This window comes from Paucibacter aquatile (genome assembly GCF_002885975.1).
In the GTDB taxonomy this organism is placed as follows: domain Bacteria; phylum Pseudomonadota; class Gammaproteobacteria; order Burkholderiales; family Burkholderiaceae_C; genus Paucibacter_A; species Paucibacter_A aquatilis.
The window spans coordinates 563532-586342 of the sequence record NZ_POSP01000003.1 but is presented as its reverse complement, the minus strand read 5'-3'; the positions used below and the strand labels follow the sequence as shown (position 1 = coordinate 586342).

23 protein-coding genes and 1 pseudogene are annotated in these 22811 nt (G+C 68.3%); 6 read left to right on the top strand and 18 right to left on the bottom strand.

The annotated features are described in order from the left end of the window. Positions 1 to 17 precede the first annotated feature (17 nt). The 3 genes and pseudogenes from C1O66_RS24260 to C1O66_RS05830 all read right to left on the bottom strand — a co-directional run. Positions 18 to 377: pseudogene (locus tag C1O66_RS24260) on the bottom strand (FKBP-type peptidyl-prolyl cis-trans isomerase); the annotation flags it as partial. Between the two features lie 11 nt (positions 378 to 388). Then, positions 389 to 1390, bottom strand: a complete 1002-nt coding sequence (gene gluQRS / locus C1O66_RS05835) for a tRNA glutamyl-Q(34) synthetase GluQRS (protein WP_102767024.1) — start codon at positions 1388 to 1390, stop codon at positions 389 to 391. Further along, positions 1390 to 2358, bottom strand: coding sequence for a LysR substrate-binding domain-containing protein (locus C1O66_RS05830; protein ID WP_102767023.1), 969 nt, complete (start codon positions 2356 to 2358; stop codon positions 1390 to 1392). Before C1O66_RS05830 ends, gluQRS begins: the two co-directional genes overlap by 1 nt. A gap of 111 nt (positions 2359 to 2469) precedes the next feature. Between C1O66_RS05830 and C1O66_RS05825 the strand changes: the two genes are divergently transcribed. Together C1O66_RS05825 and C1O66_RS05820 are read left to right on the top strand one after the other, a co-directional pair. Beyond that, a complete protein-coding gene (locus tag C1O66_RS05825) occupies positions 2470 to 3195 on the top strand; it encodes a pirin family protein (RefSeq protein WP_102767022.1) in 726 nt (241 codons plus the stop codon). Between the two features lie 75 nt (positions 3196 to 3270). Beyond that, positions 3271 to 3993 (top strand): DUF599 domain-containing protein, encoded by a 723-nt coding sequence (locus C1O66_RS05820; RefSeq protein WP_102767021.1) that lies wholly within the window; start codon positions 3271 to 3273, stop codon positions 3991 to 3993. A 15-nt stretch (positions 3994 to 4008) separates the two neighbouring features. Here the strand turns inward: C1O66_RS05820 and C1O66_RS05815 are convergent, their stop codons facing one another. The 7 genes from C1O66_RS05815 to C1O66_RS05785 form a co-directional block, all read right to left on the bottom strand. After that, positions 4009 to 4797 (bottom strand): ABC transporter ATP-binding protein, encoded by a 789-nt coding sequence (locus C1O66_RS05815; protein WP_102767020.1) that lies wholly within the window; start codon positions 4795 to 4797, stop codon positions 4009 to 4011. Positions 4798 to 4817: 20 nt separating this feature from the next. Then, the gene (locus C1O66_RS05810; protein ID WP_102767019.1) at positions 4818 to 5945 is read right to left on the bottom strand and encodes a succinylglutamate desuccinylase/aspartoacylase family protein; all 1128 of its coding nucleotides are present in this window, start codon (positions 5943 to 5945) and stop codon (positions 4818 to 4820) included. Between the two features lie 25 nt (positions 5946 to 5970). Beyond that, positions 5971 to 6657 carry an ABC transporter permease gene (locus tag C1O66_RS05805; protein WP_102767018.1) on the bottom strand — a complete coding sequence of 229 codons (687 nt, stop codon included), beginning with the start codon at positions 6655 to 6657 and terminating at the stop codon, positions 5971 to 5973. Further along, entirely contained in the window at positions 6654 to 7346 is a 693-nt protein-coding gene (locus C1O66_RS05800) for an ABC transporter permease (protein WP_102767017.1), read from the bottom strand. The genes C1O66_RS05805 and C1O66_RS05800 overlap by 4 nt, the downstream gene beginning before the upstream one ends. Positions 7347 to 7372: 26 nt before the next feature. Further along, positions 7373 to 8167 carry an ABC transporter substrate-binding protein gene (locus C1O66_RS05795; protein ID WP_102767016.1) on the bottom strand — a complete coding sequence of 265 codons (795 nt, stop codon included), beginning with the start codon at positions 8165 to 8167 and terminating at the stop codon, positions 7373 to 7375. Positions 8168 to 8231: 64 nt separating this feature from the next. After that, positions 8232 to 9239 carry an alpha/beta fold hydrolase gene (locus C1O66_RS05790; protein ID WP_102767015.1) on the bottom strand — a complete coding sequence of 336 codons (1008 nt, stop codon included), beginning with the start codon at positions 9237 to 9239 and terminating at the stop codon, positions 8232 to 8234. A 6-nt stretch (positions 9240 to 9245) separates the two neighbouring features. After that, complete coding sequence (locus C1O66_RS05785; protein ID WP_207795905.1) at positions 9246 to 10049, bottom strand: sulfurtransferase; 804 nt, start codon at positions 10047 to 10049, stop codon at positions 9246 to 9248. Positions 10050 to 10116: 67 nt separating this feature from the next. Here C1O66_RS05785 and C1O66_RS05780 point away from each other — a divergent pair, with 67 nt between their 5' ends. Further along, the gene (locus tag C1O66_RS05780) at positions 10117 to 10341 is read left to right on the top strand and encodes a SlyX family protein (protein WP_102767014.1); all 225 of its coding nucleotides are present in this window, start codon (positions 10117 to 10119) and stop codon (positions 10339 to 10341) included. Between the two features lie 23 nt (positions 10342 to 10364). On the opposite strand, the gene C1O66_RS05775 is transcribed toward C1O66_RS05780, so the two are convergent. The 6 genes from C1O66_RS05775 to C1O66_RS05750 are packed head-to-tail and all read right to left on the bottom strand — an operon-like array spanning position 10365 to position 18335. Further along, positions 10365 to 10889, bottom strand: a complete 525-nt coding sequence (locus C1O66_RS05775; protein WP_102769485.1) for an FKBP-type peptidyl-prolyl cis-trans isomerase — start codon at positions 10887 to 10889, stop codon at positions 10365 to 10367. A 32-nt stretch (positions 10890 to 10921) separates the two neighbouring features. Continuing rightward, positions 10922 to 12313: a sensor histidine kinase gene (locus C1O66_RS05770; protein ID WP_102767013.1), complete on the bottom strand. Its 1392-nt coding sequence runs from the start codon at positions 12311 to 12313 to the stop codon at positions 10922 to 10924. Continuing rightward, positions 12310 to 13695, bottom strand: coding sequence for a sigma-54-dependent transcriptional regulator (locus C1O66_RS05765; RefSeq protein ID WP_102767012.1), 1386 nt, complete (start codon positions 13693 to 13695; stop codon positions 12310 to 12312). Before C1O66_RS05765 ends, C1O66_RS05770 begins: the two co-directional genes overlap by 4 nt. Positions 13696 to 13735: 40 nt before the next feature. Further along, complete coding sequence (locus C1O66_RS05760; RefSeq protein ID WP_102767011.1) at positions 13736 to 16207, bottom strand: ABC transporter permease; 2472 nt, start codon at positions 16205 to 16207, stop codon at positions 13736 to 13738. Continuing rightward, entirely contained in the window at positions 16207 to 16992 is a 786-nt protein-coding gene (locus C1O66_RS05755; protein WP_102767010.1) for an ABC transporter ATP-binding protein, read from the bottom strand. The genes C1O66_RS05760 and C1O66_RS05755 overlap by 1 nt, the downstream gene beginning before the upstream one ends. Before the next feature lie 59 nt (positions 16993 to 17051). Beyond that, the gene (locus C1O66_RS05750) at positions 17052 to 18335 is read right to left on the bottom strand and encodes an efflux RND transporter periplasmic adaptor subunit (protein ID WP_102767009.1); all 1284 of its coding nucleotides are present in this window, start codon (positions 18333 to 18335) and stop codon (positions 17052 to 17054) included. Positions 18336 to 18530: 195 nt separating this feature from the next. Here C1O66_RS05750 and C1O66_RS05745 point away from each other — a divergent pair, with 195 nt between their 5' ends. The 3 genes from C1O66_RS05745 (at position 18531) to C1O66_RS24700 (ending at position 20598) form a co-directional block, all read left to right on the top strand. Further along, positions 18531 to 19676, top strand: coding sequence for a JmjC domain-containing protein (locus C1O66_RS05745; RefSeq protein ID WP_102767008.1), 1146 nt, complete (start codon positions 18531 to 18533; stop codon positions 19674 to 19676). Beyond that, positions 19677 to 20213 (top strand): hypothetical protein, encoded by a 537-nt coding sequence (locus C1O66_RS05740; protein WP_102767007.1) that lies wholly within the window; start codon positions 19677 to 19679, stop codon positions 20211 to 20213. 178 nt (positions 20214 to 20391) lie between these two features. Beyond that, the gene (locus C1O66_RS24700; RefSeq protein ID WP_102767006.1) at positions 20392 to 20598 is read left to right on the top strand and encodes a hypothetical protein; all 207 of its coding nucleotides are present in this window, start codon (positions 20392 to 20394) and stop codon (positions 20596 to 20598) included. An 85-nt stretch (positions 20599 to 20683) separates the two neighbouring features. On the opposite strand, the gene C1O66_RS05730 is transcribed toward C1O66_RS24700, so the two are convergent. Both C1O66_RS05730 and bamC read right to left on the bottom strand, forming a co-directional pair. Further along, the gene (locus C1O66_RS05730) at positions 20684 to 21475 is read right to left on the bottom strand and encodes an MBL fold metallo-hydrolase (protein ID WP_102767005.1); all 792 of its coding nucleotides are present in this window, start codon (positions 21473 to 21475) and stop codon (positions 20684 to 20686) included. Positions 21476 to 21578: 103 nt separating this feature from the next. Then, positions 21579 to 22766 (bottom strand): outer membrane protein assembly factor BamC, encoded by a 1188-nt coding sequence (gene bamC, locus C1O66_RS05725; protein ID WP_243392718.1) that lies wholly within the window; start codon positions 22764 to 22766, stop codon positions 21579 to 21581. Between the last annotated feature and the right edge of the window lie 45 nt (positions 22767 to 22811).

The following is a 22811-nucleotide window of genomic DNA, read 5'->3' as shown; positions in this document are numbered from 1 at the left end:
GCCTCTTCACCGCCGGCCAGGGCCAGCAGCTCGACCTCGAACATCAGGGTGGCATTGGGCGGGATCACGCCGCCGGCGCCGCGCGCGCCGTAGCCCAGCTCGGGCGGGATCACCAGCACGCGGGTGCCGCCGATCTTCATGCCTTGCACGCCTTCGTCCCAGCCGCGGATCACCATGCCGCCGTCGAGCTCGAACTTGAAGGGGTCGCGGCGGTCCTTGCTGGAATCGAACTTGGCGCCCTTGACCCAGTTGCCGTCGGCGTCCTTGCTGTAGAGCCAGCCGGTGTAGTGGACGGTGACATCGTGGCCGGACTTGGCCACGGCGCCTTCGCCGACCACGGTGTCTTCAAACTGCAGGCCGCTGGGGGTGGTGTTCATGAATGGGTCCTTCAAAAAGCGGATTCGTCGCCCGGCTGCGCAAGCGGGAGTGCCGGTGCAAGAGGGGATGGCGACGAAGAGGCGGGCATCATGCCATCAAAAGCGCGCCAGCCCTGCACGGCGCTGGCCAGGAACTCGCTGACCGAAGCGCCGGCCAGCTCGGCCGGCAGGCCCAGCGCCGCGGCCGCCTCACGCAGGGCCCGCAGTGCATCGGCCGGCGTGTCCAGCGCCAGGGCGGCCGCGCCATTCTGTTTGGACAGCTTTTCGCCATGGGCGCCCAGCACCAGGGGCGTGTGCAGATAGCGCGGCGTGGGCAGGCCGAGCAGCTGTTGCAGTCGGATCTGGCGCGGTGTGTTGTCGGCCAGATCTTCGCCGCGCACCACATCGCTGATGCCTTGCTCGGCATCGTCCACCACCACGGCCAGTTGGTAAGCCCAGAGACCATCGGCACGGCGCAGCACGAAGTCGCCCACGGCCAGGGTCAGGTCTTGCGTCTGTGCGCCCAGGCGGCGGTCCTGCCAGTCGATCTGCAGCGAGGCCTCGTTCTGCAGGCCGGCCGTGCTGCGCAGGCGCCAGGCGCGTGGGGGGCGGCCCTGGGTGCCGGCGCGGCAGCTGCCGGGGTAGACCAGCTCGCCGTGGCGCTCAAGCGTGCCGCCGCGGGCCAGCAGGGCCGCGGCAATCTCCTTGCGTGAGCAGGCGCAGCCGTAAGCCCAGCCTTGAGCCTGCAGGCGCATGAGCGCCGCCTGGTAGAGCGCGCCGCGCTGCGATTGCCGCGCGGGCGGTTCGTCGGGGTGCAGGCCGCAACGGGCCAACTGATCGAGGATGAAGCGGTCGGCGCCAGGCGGGCAGCGCGGACCGTCCACATCTTCGATGCGCAGCAGCCAGCGGCCGCGCTGGGCCCGGGCATCGAGCCAGCTGGCCAGGGCCGCGACCAGGGAGCCGGCATGCAGCGGGCCGGTGGGTGAGGGGGCGAAGCGGCCGACATAGCCGCCGGATACCGTGGTGCTCGGCATCAGAGCAACAGCCCCTCGTGCTGCTCCAGCAGGGCGCGGCGGGTGGCGCTGCTTTGCAGCTGGCTCAGCCACCAGGCCAGGGCGCGGGCCGGCGGCTGGCCGTTGTCACGCCAGGCGTAGTGCATGGGCACGACGCGCGGCTCCTGATCGCTGGGTTTGTGCACCAGGCGGCCGGCCTCGATCTGACGGCGCACCATGGGCGTGGGCAGGGAGCCGCAGCCCAGGCCGCGCATCAGCGCCTCCAGCTTGGCCGCCATCGAGGGCATGGTCAGCACCTCCTGACCCGGCAGCACGCCCACGGTGCGCGGGGCCAGGCTGCGGGCCGTGTCGGCCACGGCGATGATGCGGTGCTGGGCGATCTGCGCGGCGCTCAGCGGCGTCGGCGCGCTGGCCAGCGCGTGGTGCGGGGCGACGCAGAGAATCATCTCCATATCGCCGAGCAGCTCGCATTTGAAGCCGGCGCTGGGCGGCTGGGTCGAGGTGCCGATGGCCAGATCGGCCTGGCCCGACATCAGCGCCTCCCAGGTGCCCACCATCACCTCCACGCGCAGCTTGAGCCGCGTTGGCGGGGCCTGGCCGGCTTCGTCGCGCAGCTGGTAGAAGGCCTCCATCAGGTCAAAGATGGCGCGGCGGGCGATGGCGTCGTCGATGGCAATCGTCAGCTCGCTTTCCCAGCCGGTGGCGATGCGGCGCACGCGGTTGGCCACGGCGTCCATCTCCTGCAGGAGGCGCCGGCCTTCGAACAGCAGCTCCTGGCCGGCGGCGGTCAGCTCGGCCTGGCGGCTGCGGCGGTCGAAGAGCAGCACATCGAGTGCTTCTTCGAGCTGGCGCACGCTGTAGGTCAGGGCCGAGGGCACACGCCCCATCTCCCGGGCTGCGGCGGCAAAGCTGCCGGTGCGGGCGATGGTGTCCATCATGGCCAGGGCTTCGGGGGTCAGGGCACGGCGTTTGTCGAGGGGGTTGGGCATGCCTTCATCTTATTTGAATGATGGCTTCAAGTGCCCAGCGCCCAGCTCAGGAGCAAGGCTTCTACAGTGTGTCCATGCCGCGCCGATGGCGCGCCCCAACAGGAGAAAGACATGCTTGAACTGATCAAATCGTCTGAACGCGGCTTTGCCGACCATGGCTGGCTGAAGTCGTTCCACAGCTTTTCTTTCGCCGATTACTACGACCCCAGCCGCATGGGTTTTGGCGATCTGCGCGTGATCAACGAAGACCGCATCGCCGCCGGCACCGGCTTCGGCACCCATGGTCACCGCGACATGGAAATCATCAGTTATGTGCTCTCGGGCGAGCTGGCCCACCAGGACAGCATGGGCAATGGCGCCCCTGGTGGCAGCGGCCACGACGGCGTGATCCGCCCCGGCGATGTGCAGCGCATGAGCGCCGGCAGCGGCGTGCGCCACAGCGAGTTCAACCATGCCGAGGGCCAGAGCACGCATTTTCTGCAGATCTGGATCGAACCCAACCAGCGCGGTGTGGCGCCCAGCTACGAGCAGCGGCATTTCGCGACCGAGGAGAAGCGCGGCCGCCTGCGCCTGGTGGCCTCGGGCGAGGCCGGTGCGGATGCGGTTTTCATCCACGCCAATGCCCAGCTCTATGCCGGCTTGTTTGATGGGCCTGAGCAGGCCGAGCTGCCGCTGCAGCCGGGGCGTATCGCCTATGTGCACCTGATCCGCGGCAGCTTGAACGTCAACGGCCAGAGCCTGCAGGGCGGCGACGCGCTGCAGCTGCGCGGTGAAGACGCCGTGCGCCTGGCGCAAGGGCAGGACGCCGAGGTGCTGGTCTTCGATCTGGCGCCCTGACCCTGCGTTGGCGGCGCGCGTGCCCATGCGTTTTTTCGGCGATGCGCGCCCGCCAATGCCTCTAAAGTCGAGGCCATGAAGACCTTGTTTTCCGCCCTGTCCCTGCTGCCGCTGATCGATTGGTTGGCGCTGTTCGTGTTCTTTGCCGGCTGGATCGGCTATGCCGTGTTTGCCAAGCGCCAGTCGCAGTTCCATGGCTCGCTGCTGGCCGCCACCAACCGCGAGCGCACGCGCTGGATGATGCAGGTCACCTACCGCGAGGTGCGGGTGATCGACGGGGTGGTGGTGCAGAACCTGTCCACCAGCCCGTCCTTCTTTGCCTCGACCACCATCCTGATCATCGGCGGCCTGCTGGCCGTGCTGGGCGCGGGCGACAAGGCCACCGAGCTGGTGCGCGAGTTGCCGTTTGCGGCCCGCACCTCGGACCTGGTGTTCGAGATGAAGCTGGTGCTGCTGACGGCCATCTTCGTCTACGCCTTTTTCCGCTTCACCTGGAGCATGCGCCAGTACACCTTTGGCGCCCTGCTGGTGGGCGCGGCGCCCGAGGCCGAGCAGTTCGAAAAAGGCGGGCTGTCGCGCGAGGCATTCGCCCAGCGCGCCGGACGGGTCATGGGCCTGGCGGCCGAGACCTTCAACGATGGCCTGCGCGCCTACTATCTGAGCTTCGCGGCCATCGCTTGGTTCTTCTCACCCCTGGCCCTGATGGGCGCGACGGTGGGCGTGATCTATGTGCTCTACCAGCGCGAGTTCCACTCGGACGTGCTGGAGGTGCTGCGCGATGAAGCCTCGGGCGCCTGAGCGCCCCGGGCTGTCTTACTTCAAACCGCCGCTGAGGAACTGCTGCAGGCGCTGGCTGTTGGGCTTGCTCAGCACCTCGCGCGGGTTGCCTTCTTCCTCGACCTTGCCCTGGTGCAGGAACAAGGTGTAGTTGGACACCTCGCGGGCAAAACCCATCTCGTGGGTCACCACAATCATGGTGCGCCCTTCGGCGGCCAGATCGCGCATGACCTTGAGCACCTCGCCGACCAGCTCTGGGTCGAGGGCCGAGGTCGGTTCGTCGAACAGCATCACCTCGGGCTCGACCGCCAGGGCGCGGGCGATGGCCACGCGTTGCTGCTCGCCGCCCGAGAGCTGGGCCGGGTAGACATCCTTGCGGTGCGAGACGCCCACGCGGGCCAGCAAGGCCTCGGCCTTGGCGATGGCCTCGGCCTTGGGCACGCCCAGCACATGGACCGGCGCTTCGATCACGTTCTCCAGCACCGTGCGATGGGCCCAGAGGTTGAAGTTCTGGAACACCATGGCCAGGCGCGCGCGCCAGAGCTGCAGCTGCTTGGCATCGGCCGCCTTGAGGCTGCCGTCGCGGTCGCGCACCAGCTTGAGCTCTTCGCCTCGCAGGGACAGGCGGCCCTCGTAGGGCTGCTCCAGCAGGTTCAGGCAGCGCAGAAAGGTGCTCTTGCCGGAACCGGAGGAACCGATCAGGGTGATCACATCGCCCTTTTTGGCGGACAGGGACACGCCCTTCAGCACCTCACGTTCGCCGTAGCGCTTGTGCAGGTTGTCGACGATGAGGCTGGCGGTCTGGGTATCGGGCACGGTGGACATCTCGGGGAGTTTCTTGGTTCTCAGGCGCCCAGCAGCTTGCCGGTGCGCAGGGCCTGCAGGCCGGCCACCTTGGCCACGCGCATGCCGGCCGGCGCGAAGCGCACGAAATCGCGTGCGAAGAACAGGCCGTCCACCGGGCTCTTGAGCTCGGTCACGGCATTGCTGATCGGGTCGATCACATGGGCCAGCACATCGCCGGCCGCCACGGTCTCGCCAGGCTCGCGCAAAAAGGTCAGGGCGCCCGCCACCGGGGCCTTGATCGGCATGCTGCCGGCCAGCGGGCGGGCGTCGCCCACGGCCTCGGGCAGGGCGGGCTTGTCGCCGCTGATCAGGCCGCGGTAGATCAGGAAATCGATGATGTTCTGCGCATCGGCCTCGGCCAGGGCATGTTCGACGTCGGCCGCGCCGCGCAGCTCGACGGTGACCGACAGGCAGGCCTGCTTGATCGGGAATTGGCCCTCGAAGCGCTTCGCCCATTTCCACCAAGTCTGCGAGCAGGCTTCGTCGAAGGGCGAATCGCCGCTCTCCTGGGCCAGCAGGGTCACGCGCGAGCGTATGAAACGGGCCAGCATCTCGCACTCGGGCCAGCAAGGCGTCTCGGTGTAGAGGTGCATCACGGCCTGGGCGTCGCAGTGCAGGTCGAGCACGATGTCGGCGTCGCAGCTCAGGCTCATCAGGGTGCGGCGCAGGGACTGCAGTTCCGTGTCCACCGGCGCGGCGGCCACGGCTTTTTTCAGCTCGCGGCGCAGCACACGGGTGTTGTGGTCGGCGTCCTGGCTCAGCTGGCTTTCCGCCGCCTGGGCCGTGGCCTCGATCTGGTCGGGGTAGTGGCGGTTGAAGTTCTCGCCCGTGGTGGTCTCGAAGCGACCCATGTGCATGTACAGCATCTGCTGCGACAGGCCGATGGGGTTGGCCATGGGCACCAGGATCACCTCGCCGGTGATGCGGCCGGCGGCCTGCAGCACATCGAGCTTCTTGCGCAGGTGGTGGGCGACCAGCATGCCGGGCAGCTCATCGGCATGGAGCGAGGCCTGGATGTAGGCCTTCTGGCCGATGCGCTCGCCAGCCGGCTGGCCGTAGTGGATGGAGATCAGCTCGCGCTGCGTGCCCGGGGCCGGGGAAATCAGGGGATGGGTCTGGATCTGCATGGGAAGGCGTCGTCGGGTTCGGGGGTCAGCGCGGCATCAGGGGTTTGAGCCAGCGCGCCTCGGCCTTGTGGAACAGGGCCACCAGGCTCAGGGTCATCAGGAAGTAGAAGACCGCGGCGGTGATGAAGGCCTCGAAGGGGATGTAGTAGGTCGAGTTGACCTGGCGCGCCGCGCCGGTCAGGTCCATGATGGTGACGATGCTGGCCAGCGAGGTGCCGTGAAGCATGAAGATCGCCTCATTGCTGTAGGCCGGCAGCGAGCGGCGCAGGGCCGAGGGCAGGACGATGCGGCGGAACATTACCCAGCGGCTCATGCCCAGCGACTTGGCCGCTTCGATTTCACCGGCGGGCAGGGCACGGATGCTGCCGGCGATGATCTCGGTGGTGTAGGCGCCGGTGTTGAGCACAAAGCTCAGGCAGGCGCAGAACCAGGCCGAGCTCAGCCAGGGCCAGGCAAAGCTCTCGCGCACCGCCTCGAACTGAGCCAGGCCGTAATAGATCAAAAACAGCTGCACCAGCATGGGTGTGCCGCGGAACACATAGGTGTAGAGCCAGATCACACGCGAGATCCAGCTGTTCTGCAAGCTGCGCAGCACACCCAGGGGCACGGCGATCAGCAGGCCCAGCAGCAGTGAAATCACCAGCAGTTCAAAGGTGGCCAGAGCGCCGCTGAAGTAGAGCGGCAGGTTTTCTTGAATCGCTTCCAGGTTCACAGCGTCCCCTTGCGCACACCGATGGAGAAGCGCTTTTCCAGCCAGCTGAAGATCAGCTCCGAGAGGCTGGTGAAACTCAGGTAGATCAGGGCCACGGCTAGGTAGAAGACAAAGGGCTCGCGGGTCGAGCCGGCCGCTTGCTGGCCTCGCGTCATCAGGTCGGACAGGCCGATCACCGAGACGATGGCGGTGCTCTTGATCAGCACCAGCCAGTTGTTGGACAGGCCCGGCAGGGCATGGCGGAACATCTGCGGCAGGGTGATGCGCCAGGCGATCTGCCAGCCGCTCAGGCCGTAGGCCAGGCCAGCCTCGCGCTGCCCCGGCGGCACGGCCAGGAAGGCGCCGCGGAAGGCCTCGGTCAGGTAGGCGCCGAAGATGAAACCGATGGTCAGCACCCCGGCGACATAGGGGTTGATGTCGATGTATTCCTCATGGCCCAGCCTGAGGGCGATCTCGTTCACGGCCACTTGGCCGCCGTAGAAGATCAGCAGCATCAGCACCAGATCGGGCACGCCGCGGATCAGCGTGGTGTAGAGGTAGGCCAGACCGCGTGCGAAGCGGAACTTGGAGAGCTTGGCGATGGCGCCCAGCAAACCCAGGGCCATGGCCATCGCCAAAGAGGCCAGGGCCACGCTCAGCGTGACCCCGGCTCCCTCCAGCAGGCTGTTCAGAAAGCCATGCAGGAACATCGAAAACGTCGCCTTTTACTTCGGGCTTACTTCTTGGGGGCGATGTCGTACGAGAAGTACTTGTCGTTGAGCTTCTTGAAGGTGCCGTTGGCGGCCACGGCGGCAATCGCGTCGTTGAACTTCTTGCCCAGGGTGGCGGCATCGGCCTTGCGCATGCCCACGCCCGAGCCCACGCCGAAGTACTTCACATCGTCATAGCTGGGGCCGACGAAGGCGAAACCCTTGCCTTCGGGCTTGGCCAGGAAACCTTGGTCGATGGCGACCAGGTCGGCCAGGGTCAGGTCGATGCGGCCCGACTTCAGGTCCAGGAAGGCCTGGTCTTGCGAGGCGTAGCGCACGATCTGGCTTTGCTTGAAGGTGGCGTCCACGAACTTTTCATGGATGGTGGCGCGCTGCACACCGATCTTCTTGCCCTTGAGGCCAGCGGGCGAGACGTCCAGCTTGGCGTCGGCCTTGGCGGCGAAGCGGGCCGGGGTGTTGTAGTAGGCGTTGGAGAAGGCGATGGTCTTCTTGCGCTCGTCGGTGATGGAGACCGAGGCGATGATGGCGTCGACCTTGCGCGCTTGCAGGGCGGGGATCAGGCCGTCGAAGTCTTGCTGCACCAGGGTGCACTCGGCCTTGATTTCGGCGCAGTAGGCCAGGGCCAGGTCGATCTCGAAGCCTTTGAGCTTGCCGTCGGCACCCACTTCAGAGAAGGGGGGGTAGGCGCCTTCCACACCGATGCGGATCTTTTTCCAGTCCGGGGCTTGGGCTTGGGCGGCGAACGAGCCACAAGCCAGGGCGATGAAGGTGCTCAGGGCAATCAGTTGGCGTTTTTGCATGGCCTCTCCTAGAGGGTTCAAAAAGGGAAGGGTTGATCTTGCATTGCTTCGCATCGCTTGCTACCTAGGGTTTGAGCGTATGCAAGAACTCGAGCACCGGCTTTAGCGAGGCGGCGGGGTCTTCTTCCTGGGGCACATGGCCCAGGCCCGGCAGCAGCACCAGGCGGCTGCCAGCGATGTCGCGTGCGAAGGCCTGGCCGTCGCTGGGGGGCAGCAGGCGGTCGCGTTCGCCCCACAGAATCAAGGTGGGCAGGCGCAGCTTCGGGATCAGGTCAGCCTGCTCGCCACCGCCCCACTGGGCCAGGCGCTGGCGCAGGGCGGTGCGATTGCCGGCCCGCAGCGTCAGCTCAAAGTAACGATCCACCAGCGGAGCGTTGACCCGCTCGGGCTGGCCGTAGACCTGGCGCAGGCTGAACTCGACCAGCTTGCGCGGCAGCAGGTGGTCACTCAGCGGCCCGATCAGGGGCAGGGCGCTGACCCGCCAGGCCAGCGGCACATCGCGCGGTGCCAAGGGGTAGCCGGCGGCATCCACCAGGATCAGGGCGCCCACCCGCTGCGGCTGTGCGGCCGCGAACTGCCAGGCGATCTGCCCGCCCAGGGAATTGCCGCCGAGGATGACGCGCTCGAGCTTCAGGTGGTCGAGCAGGGCCGCGAGGAACTTCTGATAGGCCGCGTCGCGGTAGTCGCCGCTGGGGCTGGGGCCGCTGAGGCCGAAGCCCGGCAGGTCCACGCTGATGACGCGGCGCTCGCGGCTGAGCGCCTTCACCCAGCCCTCCCAGGTGTGCAGGCTGCTGCTGGTGCCATGCAGCAGCACGATGGGTGTCGGGTCGGCGGCCGGGCCCTGGTCGCGGAGGTGGATGGGCTGGCCGCCCAGCTCGATGAAGTCCGAGGGCGGTGGCGCCCATTGCGGCACCAGGCTTTCCAGGCTGCGGTCGGGCGCCTTGCTGGCGCCAAAGAGCAGGGCGGCGATGAACAGCAGGGCGCCGAACACACGCAGGCCCCAGGCCGCCAGGCGCTGTGCAGTGCTTGGGGTCGGTGCCAGCTCGGCAGGGCCAGGTGTTCGAAGGCTCATGCCTTTTCAGCTGCTGGCCGGTGCGCGGTGGGCCTCGCTGGCCGGGCGCTGGATTTCGGTGGCCGGCTCCAGCGCGGCGCCCAGGGCCTCGCGCTGGTCGAAGACAAAGCAGCTGCCCTGGTAATGCGGGCCGCCGGTTTCCTCAAAGTACTTGAGGATGCCGCCTTCGAGCTGATAGACCGGGCCGTCCAGGTCTTGCTGCTGCAGATAGATGGCGGCCTTCTCGCAGCGGATGCCGCCGGTGCAAAAGCTGACCACGGTCTTGCCCATCAGCTCCTCGCGGTGCGCCTGCACGGCCTCGGGGAACTCGCTGAACTTGCTGATGCGCCAGTCGATCGCGCCCTCGAAGGTGCCGTAATCCACCTCGAAAGCATTGCGCGTGTCCAGGGTCACCACCGGCCGGCCTTCGTCGTCATGGCCCTGGTCCAGCCAGCGGGCCAGGGTGGCGGCGGGCAGGGCCGGCGCACGCGCCTGCTGATCCGGGCGGATGGTCGGGTGGTTCATGCGGATGATCTCCGGCTTCACCTTGACCAGCAGCTTCTTGAAGGGCACCGCCGCGCTCCAGCTTTCCTTGGGGGCCAGGTCGGCAAAGCGCGCGTCCTGGCGCAGGGCGTTCACCCAGGCGTGAACGGCTTCGCCCGGGCCGGCCAGAAAGAGATTGATGCCTTCTTCCGCCAGCAGCACCGTGCCCTTGAGATTCAGGGCCAGGGCCCGCTCTTGCAGCTGATCGCGCAGCGCGGCACAGTCCGGCAGCGGCACGAACTTGTAGGACGAGATGTTGAGGACGGGCAGGGCGTGGGCGTTCGGCATGGTCGTGAGATTGTAGGCAGGGGTCAAAGCGGCCTCAGGCCCGGGGCGTCGGTGTTCCAATCACGCCATGGACACCTCTTTGCAGAATTTCGAGAACCGCCTGGTCGATCTGGAGATCAAGGCTTCGTTCACCGAAGACCTGGTCGAGCAACTCAACCAGGTGATCGTGCGGCAGCAACAGCAGATCGACGCGCTGACCCGCGAAGTGCTGGCCTTGCGCGAGCGCCCGGCGGCCGATGCCGGCGGGCCGGCCTTTCGCAGCTTGCGCGACGAACTGCCGCCTCATTACTGAGGCGGCGCGCGGCCCGGTCGGGCTCAGTGCAGCGGTTCGCCGTCCGGCGCGCCGGCCATGCCGACGCTGAACACCGCCTCGCCCAGGCTGCCGGCCTCGATTTCCTCGGCCGTGGCCTCGCGCACATCGCGCACCTTGATGTACATGCGCAGGCCCACGCCGGCCAGCGGGTGGTTGCCGTCCAGCACCACGTGTTCGGGGTAGGTTTCGGTCACGGTGAAGATCAGGCCGTCGGGCATGTCTTCGGTGACGGCACCTTCGGGCAGGCCTTCGATCTGCATGCCCGCTTCCACGCCATCGGGGAAGAGGCTGCGGGATTCAAAGCAGACCAGGTTGGAGTCGTAATCGCCGAAGGCGTGCTCGGGCTCCAGGGCCACAGCCGCTTCAAAGCCGGTTTCCTGACCGGCCAGGGCTTCTTCGACCTTGGCGAAGAGATCGCTGCCGCCGTAGAAAAACTCCAGCGGCTCGGCCAGTTCGTCGATCAGCTGACCTTGGGCGTCTTCGAGTCTCCAGCTCAGGGAGACCACACAGGGGGCGGAAATTTGCATGGCCGAATTGTCCCACAAGGGTTTGCCCGGCCTCAGCCCTGGGGCCGGGCGAAGCGCAGCAGGGCCTGGCAGCCCGGTCCGTCGCTGCGCGGCAGCAGTTGCAAGCTGCCCTGGTGGCATTCGGCAATCTGGCGGGCGAGCACCAGGCCGATGCCGCTGCCCTGGGGTTTGGTCGTGTAGTAGGGCACAAAGAGATTGGCCGGGTTGGCCAGGCCGCAGCCGCGGTCCAGCAGGCTGATCTGCAGCGGCTCGGCCTGCAGGCGCAGCTTCAGGCGCAACAGCAGCGGCGCGCCGCCGGCCTCGATGCCGTTTTTCAGCAGATTGATGAAGAGCTGCTCCAGCAGCCCCGGGTCGCCGTAGAAGTCCAGCGCAGCGTCGGGCGAGATGCCGTCGAATTCCAGCGTCAGCTGGGCCTGGGGCAGCAAGGCCGGCAGGCGGCGCAGCAGGGCCAGCAGGTCAAAGCGCTGCATGCGCGGCTCCAGGGGCCGAGCCAGCTGGGCGTGACGGCGCACGAAATCGGCCAGATGGCGGGCGCGCTCCTCGATCAGGCCCAGGGCTTCGGCCTGCTCGGCGCGCCAGTCGTCCGGGGGCAGGTGCGCGCCCGGGCTCAGGGCGTCCAGGCGCCGCCGCAAGGTGTCGCTGAGGCTGGCAATCGGCGCCAGCGAGTTGTTGACCTCGTGGCTGAGCACACGCAGCAGGCGCTGCCAGGCCTGCAGCTCCTCGCTGCGCAAAACCTGTTTCAGATCGCTGACGAAGAGCAGGCGGCGCGTCTGCCCCTCGACCTCGTAGCGATGCTGGCGCAGCCGCCACAGGCCGGCGGCGCCGGGGAAAACCTGCTCGCGCAAGGCCTCGGGGTCGGCGCGCAAGAGCTCGTCCAGGCCCAGCTCGGCGGCGCTGCGGCCCAGGGCATGTTCGCGCGCGCGCCGCAGCAGGCCCAAGGCACTGGGGTTGGCCAGTTGCAGGCGCTCCTGGGCATCGAAGGCAAACACCGCCACATCCAGGGTCTGCAGCACGTTCTCGGCCAGGCGCTCGGCGGCCAGGGATTGCAGGCGCTGCTGGTGCAGGCTGTCGACCAGGGCATTGAGCTGGGTGGCCAGCGCGTCGGGCTCCACCGATCCGCCCTGCAGGCGCAGGCGCTGGTTGTAGTCGCCGCTGGCCATGGCCTCGATCACATGGCCGAGCAGGCGCCGCTGGTGCTCGGCCCGCGCATGCAGCCAGGCGGCGGTGCCCAGCCAGCCCAGGCTGCACAGGGTGATGCAGAGCAGCTTGGGATAGATCAGCCAGGGCTGCTGCCAGACCAGCAGGCAGGCCAGAGCCCAGGCCGGTGCGCCGCCCAGCAGGGCCGCGCGGCGCAGCCGGCCGGCAAAGCCGCGGTCGACCGCCAGGGCCAGCCCAGGCTTGGCGGGCTCGTTCGCAGCGCTCACAGCTGGTACTTTTCCAGGCGGCGGTAGAAGGCCGAGCGGCTCAGGCCCAGGGCCTGCGCGGCGTGCAGGGCATTGCCGCCGTGGCGACGCAGGGCAGTGCGGATCAGCAGCTTTTCAGCCTCCTCCAGCGTCAGCTCGGCCGGCAACGCGGTGTGCGCCGGAACCGTCGCGGCGGCGGCGCTCAAGCCCAGGTCGGCCGGCGTGATCTGCTCGGCCGGCGCCAGCAGGCTGACGCGCTCCATGCAATGGGCCAGCTCGCGCACATTGCCCGGCCAGGCATGCGCCAGCAAGGCGGCCTGAGCCGCATCGCCCAAGCGTTTGGCCGGCCGCTGGTAGCGCCGGGCGCAGTCCGTCAGGTAGTGAGTGGCCAGCTCGAGGATGTCCGCCCCGCGCTCGCGCAGCGGCGGCAGGGTCAGCTGCACGCTGTTGATCCGGTAGAGCAGGTCGCGGCGGAACAGGCCCTGCTCGACCATGGCGTCCAGATCGGCATTGCTGGCCGCGATCAGGCGCACGTTGGCGCGGCGCGGGCGGGCCGAGCCCAGGCGCTCGAACTGCCCGCCCTCCAGCACCTGCAGCAGCTTGGCCTGCTGGGCCAGCGGGATGTTGCCGATCTCGTCCAGAAACAAGGTGCCGCCATCGGCCAGCTCGAAGCGGCCGATGCGAGCCTGGCGCGCGTCGGTGAAAGCGCCTTTCTCGTGGCCGAACATCTCGCTCTCAAACAAGCTCTCGGGGATGGCGCCCATATTGACGCTGATGAAGGGCCCGGCCGCGCGCGCCGATTGGCGGTGGATGGCCTGGGCCAACTGGCTCTTGCCGCTGCCGTTCTCGCCCCGGATCAGCAGGTTCACATCGGCCGGAGCCACGGCCGCCACCTGGGCCATCAAGGCCTGCATGGGCGCCGAGCGGCCGATCCAGGGGCGCTCGCCACCCTGGGCCTGCAAGAGCGCGTTCTCGGCCGCCAGGCGTTGGGCGCGGCGCTGGCTCTCGCCCAGCGCCAGCTGGGTGCGGACGATGCCGGCCAGGCGGGTGTTGTCCCAGGGCTTCTCGATGAAATCGTTGGCGCCGCCCTGCAAGGCCTGCACCACCAGGGGCACGCTGCCCCAGGCCGTCATGGCGACGATGGGCAGCTGGGCATCGAGGGCACGCGCCCGTGCGATCAGGTCCAGGCCTTCCTGGCCCGAGGTGGTGTCGCGGGCGTAGTTGAGGTCGGCCAACAGCAGGCCGTACTCGGCCGACCCCAGCAACGCCAGGGCCTGCTCGGGCGACTCGGCCAGCTCACAGCGCCAGCCTTCGCTCTTGAGGAGCAGCCGCAGCGCGCTGCGCACGGCCGCATCGTCGTCGACGACCAAGAGCGGCAGACTGAAATCGGGCAAGGCACTCATCGGGGCGGCGGAGTCATGGCCGCGGCATTCTCGCCCAGGCTCATGGGCTGTTCAGGGCGGCGGTGGGCGATTGTCGCAAGGCCCGGCGCGCCGGCAGCCAGGTCGAGAACAGCACCAGGCTCGAGATCAGCGTGCCCACGAGCAGCACGCCCAAGCCCAGCGGCAGGCTGCTGCCCAGCTCGCCGCTCAGGGCCAGGGCGCCGCCGGTCAGGCCCAGGGGCAGGGCCAGGGCCAGCAGACTCAGGGCCTGGCCCAGCAGCATGCGCATCAGCTGTCCGTCGCTGGCGCCCACGGCCCGGCGCACGCCGATCTCCTGGCCGCGCAGCTGCACCGCGCGGCTGGTCACGCCGTAGATGCCGCTGATGGCCAGGCCCAGGGTCAGCAGGCCGAGGATCAGGTACATGGCGGCCGCCACGTCCTCGCCGCCATGGGCGATGCGCTGGCGTTCCTCGGCGCTGACCACCTGCTCCAGCGCCAGGGACGGGTCGGCCTGGGCCACGGCACGGGCCAGCAGCTCGCGGCTGGCGGCGTTGTCCGGCACGCCGACCAGGGCGATGCCCATGTCTGCAGGCGCGCCGGGCGTCGCCTGGCTGATCGGCAGGTAGAAATTGGCTGCGCGCAGGCCGCGCTCACGGCCGATGCCTTGCAGCACATGCGGGATCACGCCGACCACGGTGATCCAGGGACCGATGCGCTTCTGGGTCTGGCCCTCGACGATGGCAAAGCGCTTGCCCAGCGGGTCCTGGCCAGGCCAATGCTGCTGGGCAAAGTTCTGGTTGATCACCGCCACCTTGAGGCTGTCGGCGCGGTCCTGCGGGCCGAATTCGCGCCCGGCCAGCAGTTTCACTTCCATGGCATCGAAGAAGCCCGCATTGATGCGGTAGTTGCCCCCCTCGGGGTACTGGCCGTCTTGCACCGTCATGCCTTCGGGCAGGATTTCGTCCGTGTCGATCATGCCGCCGCCAGGCAGGCTGGTGGACAGCGCCACACGGGCCTGGGCACTGGCAGCGGCTTCGTCCAAGCGGGCTTGCAGGCGGTTCCACAGGGCCGCGCGTGCCGCTTGCACCGCCTCGCCACTGCCCTGGTATTCGGCCGTGCGCAGGGTCAGGCGGGCGGTCAGCACGCCTTCCATGCGGGCGCCGGTGCCGGCGTTCAGGCGCTGGTGCACCGTGTAGGTCTGCAGGCCGGAGGCCAGCAGCAGCAGGCTGGACAGGGCGATCTGCACCCAGACCAGGCCGCGGGCAAAGCGGCTGCTGGTGCGGCCCTGGCTGCCGCGGCCGTCACGCAGCGCGCTGTTCAGGTCCACGGCCGAGGCGCGCCAGGCTGGCAGCAGGCCGGTGGCCAGGGCCGTCAGCAGGCTCACGCCCAAGCCGACCAGCACGGCTTGCGGCCGCATGGTGAAGTGGATCCAGAAGGGCAGTCGGCCGTCGGCCGTGGCCATCACGGCCTGCTGGGTGGCCTCCAGGGCCCAGGCGCTGAAGAACAGGCCCAGGCCGGCGGCGGCCAAGCAGAGCAGCCAGGTCTCGGTCAGCATCTGCATCACCAGGCGGCCGCGTGGCGCACCCAGGGCGGCGCGCACGGCCAGTTCCTGCCGCCGCTCGTTGGCGCGCGCCAGCAGCAGATTGGCGGTGTTGATGCAGACCAGGGCCAACAGCAGCGCGGCGGCGCCGGCCAGGCCCAGCAAGATCATGTCGACATCGGGCAGGCCCCAGGCGGCATAGGGCAGGGCCAGGGCGCCGACGCGGCGGTTGTTGGCGGGGAACTGTGTTGCCAGGTTCTGGGCCACCTGATGCAGCTCGGCGCTGGCCTGCTCGCGGCTGGCGCCGGGGCGTAGCCGGCCCAGGGCCATCACATGCTGGGGCGTGCCCATGGAGTAGCCCTCGCCGCGGCTGAGCGTGCCGGCCGGGGGCTGGAAGGGCAGCCAGAGTTCCTGGGTCATGGGGAAGCGCAGGCGGCCGGGCAGCACGCCGACGATCTCCGTGTCCACGCCGTTGATCTTGAGCCGGCTGCCGACGATGGCGGGGTCGGCGCCGAGAAAGCGCCGCCAGAGATCGGCGCCGATCACAGCCACTGGCGCAGCGCCGGGCTCACTGTCGCCGGGCAGCAGGCCGCGGCCGAGCTCGGGCCGGGCGGCTTCGCCGAGCCAGAGCCAGATACCGGCCGACACGCGCGCGGCCGCGAAATTGGCCGGGTACTGGCGCTGGCCACCGAGGGTGACGGTGTCGGTCTGCAGGGGCAGCAAGGCCTCCAGGCTGGGCGTCTGGCGCTGGTACTCGAGCAGGTCGAGGTAATGCACGCTCTTGGCCTGGCTGCGCTCGCCGTCGCGGCTGGCCTCCACGGCGACCAGGCGCTCGGGTTCGGGAAAGGGCAGGTCTCCGGCCGTGAAACTGAAATAGATGCCGGCTGCAAAGATCGCGAAGCCCAGGCCGCAGCTCAGGGTCAGCAGGCTCAGCAAGGCATGGCCGGGATGGCGCAGCAGGGCTTGCACGCTGTGGCGAAGATCGTCCCGCATCACAGGGCCTCCGCCAGGGCGGGCTGGCCGCCTGCCGCCCGCGCCTGGCCGGAGTGCAGGGCCGCGGTGGGCAGGTCGGCCACCACGCGGCCGTCGAACAAGGCCACGGTGCGCTGGGCCAGGGCGGCGTAGCGCGGGTCATGGGTGACCATGCACAGCGTGGCGCCGCCGGCGTGGACCTTCTGCAGCAGCGCCATCACCAACTCGGCATTGCGCGAATCGAGGTTGCCGGTGGGTTCGTCCGCCAGGATCAGGCGGGGCTGGCCGACCAGGGCGCGGGCAATGGCCACGCGCTGCTGCTGGCCGCCGGAGAGCTGGGCGGGATGGTGTCGGGCGCGGTGCGCCATGTCCACCTGGGCCAGGGCCTCGGCGACCCGAGCGCGGCGCTCGGCGCGGCTCATCTCGCTGCGGTAGCTCAGCGGCAGGGCGATGTTGTCCTCCACGCTCAAGTCGCTGATCAGATTGAAGGCCTGAAAGACAAAACCAATCTGGCGGTTGCGCAGCAGGGCGCGGGCGCGCGGGTCCAGCTGATCAACCCGCTGGCCGTTCAGCTCGTAGCTGCCGCTGCTGGGGCTGTCGAGCAGGCCCAGGATGGACAGCAGGCTGGACTTGCCGCAGCCCGAGGGCCCGCTGACGGCCAGGAACTCGCCGCAGCGCACCACCAGGCTGACCTCGTCGAGGGCGCGGGTTTCCAGCTCGTCGCTGAGAAAGCTCTTCTGAATGCCCTGCAGGCGGATCAAAGGTGCCGTCTCGGCGGCGGTGTTTGGGGAACGGTTCGGATTCATGGGCTGCTTCCTCTCTGCCTCGTGGCGGTGAATATAGGGCTGAAAAAAAGGGCGGCGCTTCAGCGCAGGCGCACGCGCTCGCTCAGGCGCCAGCTGCTGGTGTCGGAGACGACGATGCGGTCGCCGGGCTGCAGGCCGCTCTGGATGACGATGCGGCCGACCGAGGCCGGGCCGTACTGCACATGCACCCGCTCGGCCAGGTCTTCCCCGATCAGGCGGTAGACCTGGGCCTGGCTCATGGCCTGGCTGAACACGGGGCGCTGCACCTGCACGGCGTCGCTGAGGCGGCTCAGGGTGATGCTGCCGTCGATGCTGAGGTCGGGGCGGGCGCCGCGCGGCAGTGGATCGAGCAGGCGCAGGTCCACCTTGAGCAGGCTGTTGCTGACCTTGGGCGCCACCCGGCTGACCACGGCGCGCAGCAGGCCCTCGCGCCCGCCGCTGCGCAGATCGATCTGGGCGCTTTGGCCCACGGCGATGTCGCGCGCCTGGGCTTCCTGCACCTGAATTTCTGCGTACAGGGCGTCGGCCCGGGCCAACTTGGCCAGCAAGGCACCGGCCACCACGCTCTGGCCGGCTTGCAGTGTCAGCTCCTGCACCACGCCGTCTGCGGGCGCACGCACCTGCAGGGCCTCGACCAGCTCCAAATCGCGCTGCCAGGCCTTGTGCAGGCGCGCCAGCGCCGCGCGCTTGGCCTCCAGCTGGGCCTGCATGGCCGCGCGCTGCCGCTGCAGCAGTTCGCGCTCCAGCTGCAGGGTCTGGCCGGCTTGTTCGACGCTGAAGCGGCTGCGCTGGAATGCCAGCTTGGAGACCATGCCGTCCTTGAGCAGCTCTTGATCCGCCTGCCATTGCAGCTCGGCACTGCGGGCGCCGAACTCGGCACGCTGCACCGCCGCTTGGGCGTTCATGACCTGACTGTCCAGGCTGGCCTGCAAGGCCTTGAGCTCGGCCTCGGCCTGCTCCAGCTGCCAGCGGCTTTCCTGGGCGCGCTGCTGCAGCTGCGGGTTGCTGAGCAGCAGCAGCAGCTCGCCCTGGCGCAAGCTGCTGCCGGCCTGCGCGTGCAGGCGCTCGACACGCGCCTCGCTCTGTGCGGTGATCCAGCGCGGATCGCTGGACACCAGCACGCCGCTGCCGCGCACATCCAGGGCCAGGGGTCCGCGCTCGACCGCGGCGAACTGCAGGCCGCGGGCCGAGACCGTCAGCTCGATCGGCGCGGCGCGCAGGCGCAGGGCCAGCAGGCCGCCGGCCAGGCCCAGCAGCACCAGCAGGGCCAGGCCCAGAAAGGCCGGCCGGCTGGCGCGGCGCCGCCATCGCTGGGCGGGGGTGAGGGTTCTTTGCAAGTCCATGCACCGAGTGATTGCAGGAGCCGTGCCAGCTGGCCTTCCTCACCCGTTTGGTGCGCGTGAGCCCTGTTCATGGGGCTTGGCTGCGCGCGCAGCCGGAAGGATCCAGCTCCAGGCTTTGCGAAATCGGGACCCTGGGCGAGGGGTTCGTCCCATTCCCGGGACGAGGGCGCGCCGGCCACAGGCGACAATGCCGGCATGAACATCCAAGCCAAACTTCCGCTGCTGGGCGGCCTCAGCCCCGAACAATTCATGCGTCGCCACTGGCAGAAGAAGCCGCTGCTGGTCCGCCAGGCGCTGCCGGGCATCCGCCCGCCGGCCTCGCGCAGCGAGCTGGCCGCGCTGGCCGCCAGCGAGGATGTGGAGTCGCGCCTGGTCTCGCAGTTCAATGGCAAGTGGGCGCTCAAGCAAGGCCCGGTGGCCAAGCTGCCGCCCTTCAGCAAGCCGGGTTGGACCCTGCTGGTCCAGGGCCTGGATCTGCATGTGCAGGCGGCGCATGACTTGCTGGCCCAATTCCGCTTCGTGCCCGAGGCGCGCCTGGATGACTTGATGATTTCCTACGCCAGCGATGGCGGCGGCGTCGGCCCGCATTTCGATTCCTACGATGTCTTTCTGATCCAGATTCATGGTCAGCGTCGCTGGCGCATCGGCCGTCAGGGCGTGGCGACCACCGGTGCGCTGCGCGAAGGCGTGCCGGTCAAGCTGCTGGCCGACTTTGAGCCAGAAGAAGAGTTCGTGCTGGAAGCCGGGGACATGCTCTACCTGCCGCCTGGCTGGGCCCACGACGGCATTGCCATCGGCGAGTGCATGACCTGCTCGGTGGGCTTCCGCACGCCCTGGCGTGCCGAGCTGGCGCGCGAGTTGCTGCAGCGCTTGATGGACGATGACTCCAAGAGTTATGCCAACCGCATGTACGCCGATCCCAAGCAGCCGGCCACCGAGGCGCCGGGCTTGGTGCCTCAGCAGCTGCTGGATTTTTCCCGCGATGCTGTGGAGCGCGCGCTGCGCGAACCCCTGGCCCTGGAGCGTGCCTTGGGCGAGGCGCTGACCGAGCCCAAGCCGCGCGTCTGGTTCGAGCCGGGCGAGCCGCTGCCCGCGGGCGCCGGCGCGCGCCTGGACCGGCGCAGCCGCATGATGTACGACGCGGCCCATGTCTTCATCAACGGCGAGTCCTTCCGCGCCGGTGGCCGTGATGCCCGCTTGATGCGTGCCTTCGCCGACCAGCGCGAGCTCAGCGCCAAGCAGCTGGGCCAGCTTTCGGCCGATGCGCGCGAGCTGCTGGATCTGTGGGCCGAGGATGGCTGGGTGCGGGCCGCGAGTTCAGGTGGCCATGCGGAGGCTTGATTGGCAACGTCGCCCGCTTCAGAGCTGCAAGCCGGTGAATTCACCGGCCGGGCCGAGTTTCAGCAGGCCTTGCGGCTCGCGATCGAGCAAGCCTGCGCGCAGGGCTGCACCGAGCTCGGCGCCTTCGATCCGGATTTCGGCGTTTGGCCCTGGTCAGAGGTTGGGCTGCTGGACCTGCTGAGCGACTGGGTTCGGGCCGCACCCGCCAGCCGCCGCCTGCATTTGCTGGCGCCTCAGTTCGACGGTGTGCGGCGTGCCCATCCGCGATTTGTCGCTTGGCGTGGGCGTTATGGCCATGCGGTGCAGGCTCGGGTCTTCGAGCTGGAGGCCATGGCGGCGGTCGGGCCAGGTGGGCCGGCGGCGCTGTTCTGGGCTCGTTCACCCGCGACTCAGATCACGCTGCGCTTGATGAGTACGCGCAACTGGCGCGGCAGTGTGTCTTTCGAGGCCTCGGAATTTGTGCGATGGAAGGATTGGTTTGACGTGATCGCACAACATTCTTACGAAAGCTTTGCATCGACCACCCTGGGCCTGTAAAAGATGCCAAAAGCAATGGCTATAATTAAGGGCTAGGTGAAGAAAGCGCTCGAGGTTTTCCTTGCCTTGTCATGCCGAAGTTTCCGATGCCGCGGCGCTGAAAAGCGAAGGCGACATTGAGTGGCTTCAAAAAATTACCGGTAATTGCATCTTCGTTTAACGAATTTTGAGGACAAGTATGAACAAGTCGATCCTGTTGGCTGCTGTGCTGGCTGCTGTTGCTCTGACCGCTTGCGGCAAGAAGGAAGAAGCCGCTCCCGTGGCCGCTCCCGCTGTGGAAGCTTCGGCTCCTGCTTCGGCTCCCGCCATGGAAGCTTCGGCTCCCGCTGCTGACGCTTCGGCTCCTGCCGCTGCTGACGCTGCTTCGGCTGCTGCCAGCAAGTAATCGGTCTCCGAGTACTTGAAAGAACCGCCCGGCCGCAAGGCTCGGCGGTTTTTTTACGTCTGTCGTTTTGGAAAAAGGCAGTCTCCTAGACTGTGATCCAGTCCAGGCCCTCGGCTTGTGAGGCCACGGGAACGTCTTCGGGGCGGCAGCCGCGCACCGCCGCCACCGCGGCGGCAGCCAGGTCGGGGCGGTTGTTGCGCTCGCTCAGATGGGCGGCGGCGACCGGGCCGAGCTTTGGGTGCAGCAGTGCACTCAGCAACTCGGCACTGGCCTCGTTGGAGAGGTGGCCGTGGGTGCCGAGGATGCGGCGTTTGAGGCTGGCCGGATAGTTGGAGGCGCGCAGCAGCGCCTCGTCGTGGTTGCATTCGAGCAGCAGGGCGTCCAGGCCTTGCAGCGCGTGGATCACGCTGGCGCAGACATGGCCGAGGTCGGTGAGCACACCCAGATGCTTCAAACCGTCGTTGCAGCGCAATTGCAGCGGCTCCTCGGCATCGTGTGGCACGGCAAAGGGCTGCAGCTGCAGGTCGCCCAGTTCCAGGGTGTCGCCGCTGCGGGTGAAGTGCAGCAGCTTGCGCTCAAAGCCGGCCAGATCGGCGGCGCGGCGCTCAATCGCGCTCCAGGTGCCGCGGCTGGTCCAGATCGGGATGCGGTGGGCTTGTGCCAGCTTGATCACGCAGCCGGCATGGTCGCCATGCTCGTGGGTGATGAAGACGGCGCTCAAGGCCTCGGGTGCGCTGCCGGCGCGCAGCAGGCGCCGGTTCAGCTCGTGCAAGCTGAAGCCGCAGTCCACCAGGATTTGCGTCTGGGTGATGCCCTGGCTGGCTTCGATCAGCGTGGCATTGCCGCCGCTGCCGCTGCCCAAGCTGCAAAAACGCATGCCTTGATCGCTCCGTGTTTGGCTTGAAAGAGCTCAGCTCAGAAAAAACGCCGCCCACCCGATGGGGCGGCGGCGCTCATGCCGAGGAGCCGGGTGGCTCGGATCAGCGCAGATCGTCCATCAGCAGATTGAGGATGCGCTTGGCGATCTCGTTGGTCTGCTGCTGGCCCTTGTCGTCCAGCACGGTGACGGTCGACTTCTCGCCTTCCGACTTGACCGACACGCGGTAGCGGGTGGCCGTGGTGGCCTTGTCGCCGCTGAACAGGCGTTCGAAGAAGTTGGGCTCTTCCTTGCCGGCCTGGTTCGGGTCGGCATAGCGCAGGAAGAACAGGCCGAGCTTGCGGTCGCGGTCTTCCACGGTGAAGCCATGGCGATCCAGCGACTGGCCCACGCGGCGCCAGGCGCGCTCGAAGCCCTCGTTGACGGCGATGGCATCCGGCACTTCCGACAGCGGGCGACCGGCGGCGATGACGGCGGTCGGCGCGGCGTTCTTGCCCGGGGCGGCAGCCGGCACATCGGCCACGGCGGCCTTGGCCAACTCTTCCTTGGCGCCCAGCTTGAGCATCAGGCGGGACAGCAACTCGGCTTCCAGCTGCGGGTCGCTGGGGCGAGGTTGCCAGGCGGTGTTGTCTTTCTGCGGGCCCGTATAGACCTCGATCATGCCGCGGTGGCTGATGAAGATCTCGGTGCCTTTGCCGTCGGCCGTGCGCTCGATGCGGGTGCGGAACATATCGCGTTCACCGGTCGAGTACAGGCCGTCGAAGACCTTGCCGATGGTGGAGCGGATGATGTCCTGCGGCAGCTTGGCGCGGTTTTCGTTCCAGTTGGTTTCCATGACGCCGACTTCGGCGGCGTCCTTGGTCAGCTCGAAGCCGCGTTGTTGCCAGAACTCGCGCAGCTGGGGCCAGAGTTGCTCGGGCGTCAGCGAGCTGCGCAGCCAGCGGGTGTCGGCGTTGCGCTCGAGGCGCAGATCACCGATCGCGTTCAGAGCCACGGTGTTGGCCGGGCTCAGGCCGCTGGTGCTGACCTTGGGGGCGGCATTGGCTTGCTGCAAGGCATTGGCGCTGACCGAGCCGCTGGCGTTGCCGCTGCGGCTGTCACGGGCCAGCTGAGTCAGGTCCGGCGGCACGTCCAGGCCGGCAGTCTGGCGGGCGTTGGCGCGGTAATCGACCTTGTCCGAGGAAAAGATGCCGTCCGTCGTGCTGCAGGCGGCCAGCGAACCCAGCATGAGCAGGCAGGCCAGGCGCACCGGAGTGGCCGAGGAAGAAACAAAAGAGGAGGAACGAGTCACGCTAGACATCTCCGGGGGACAAGGGAGCGATGGTTGAACCCTGCG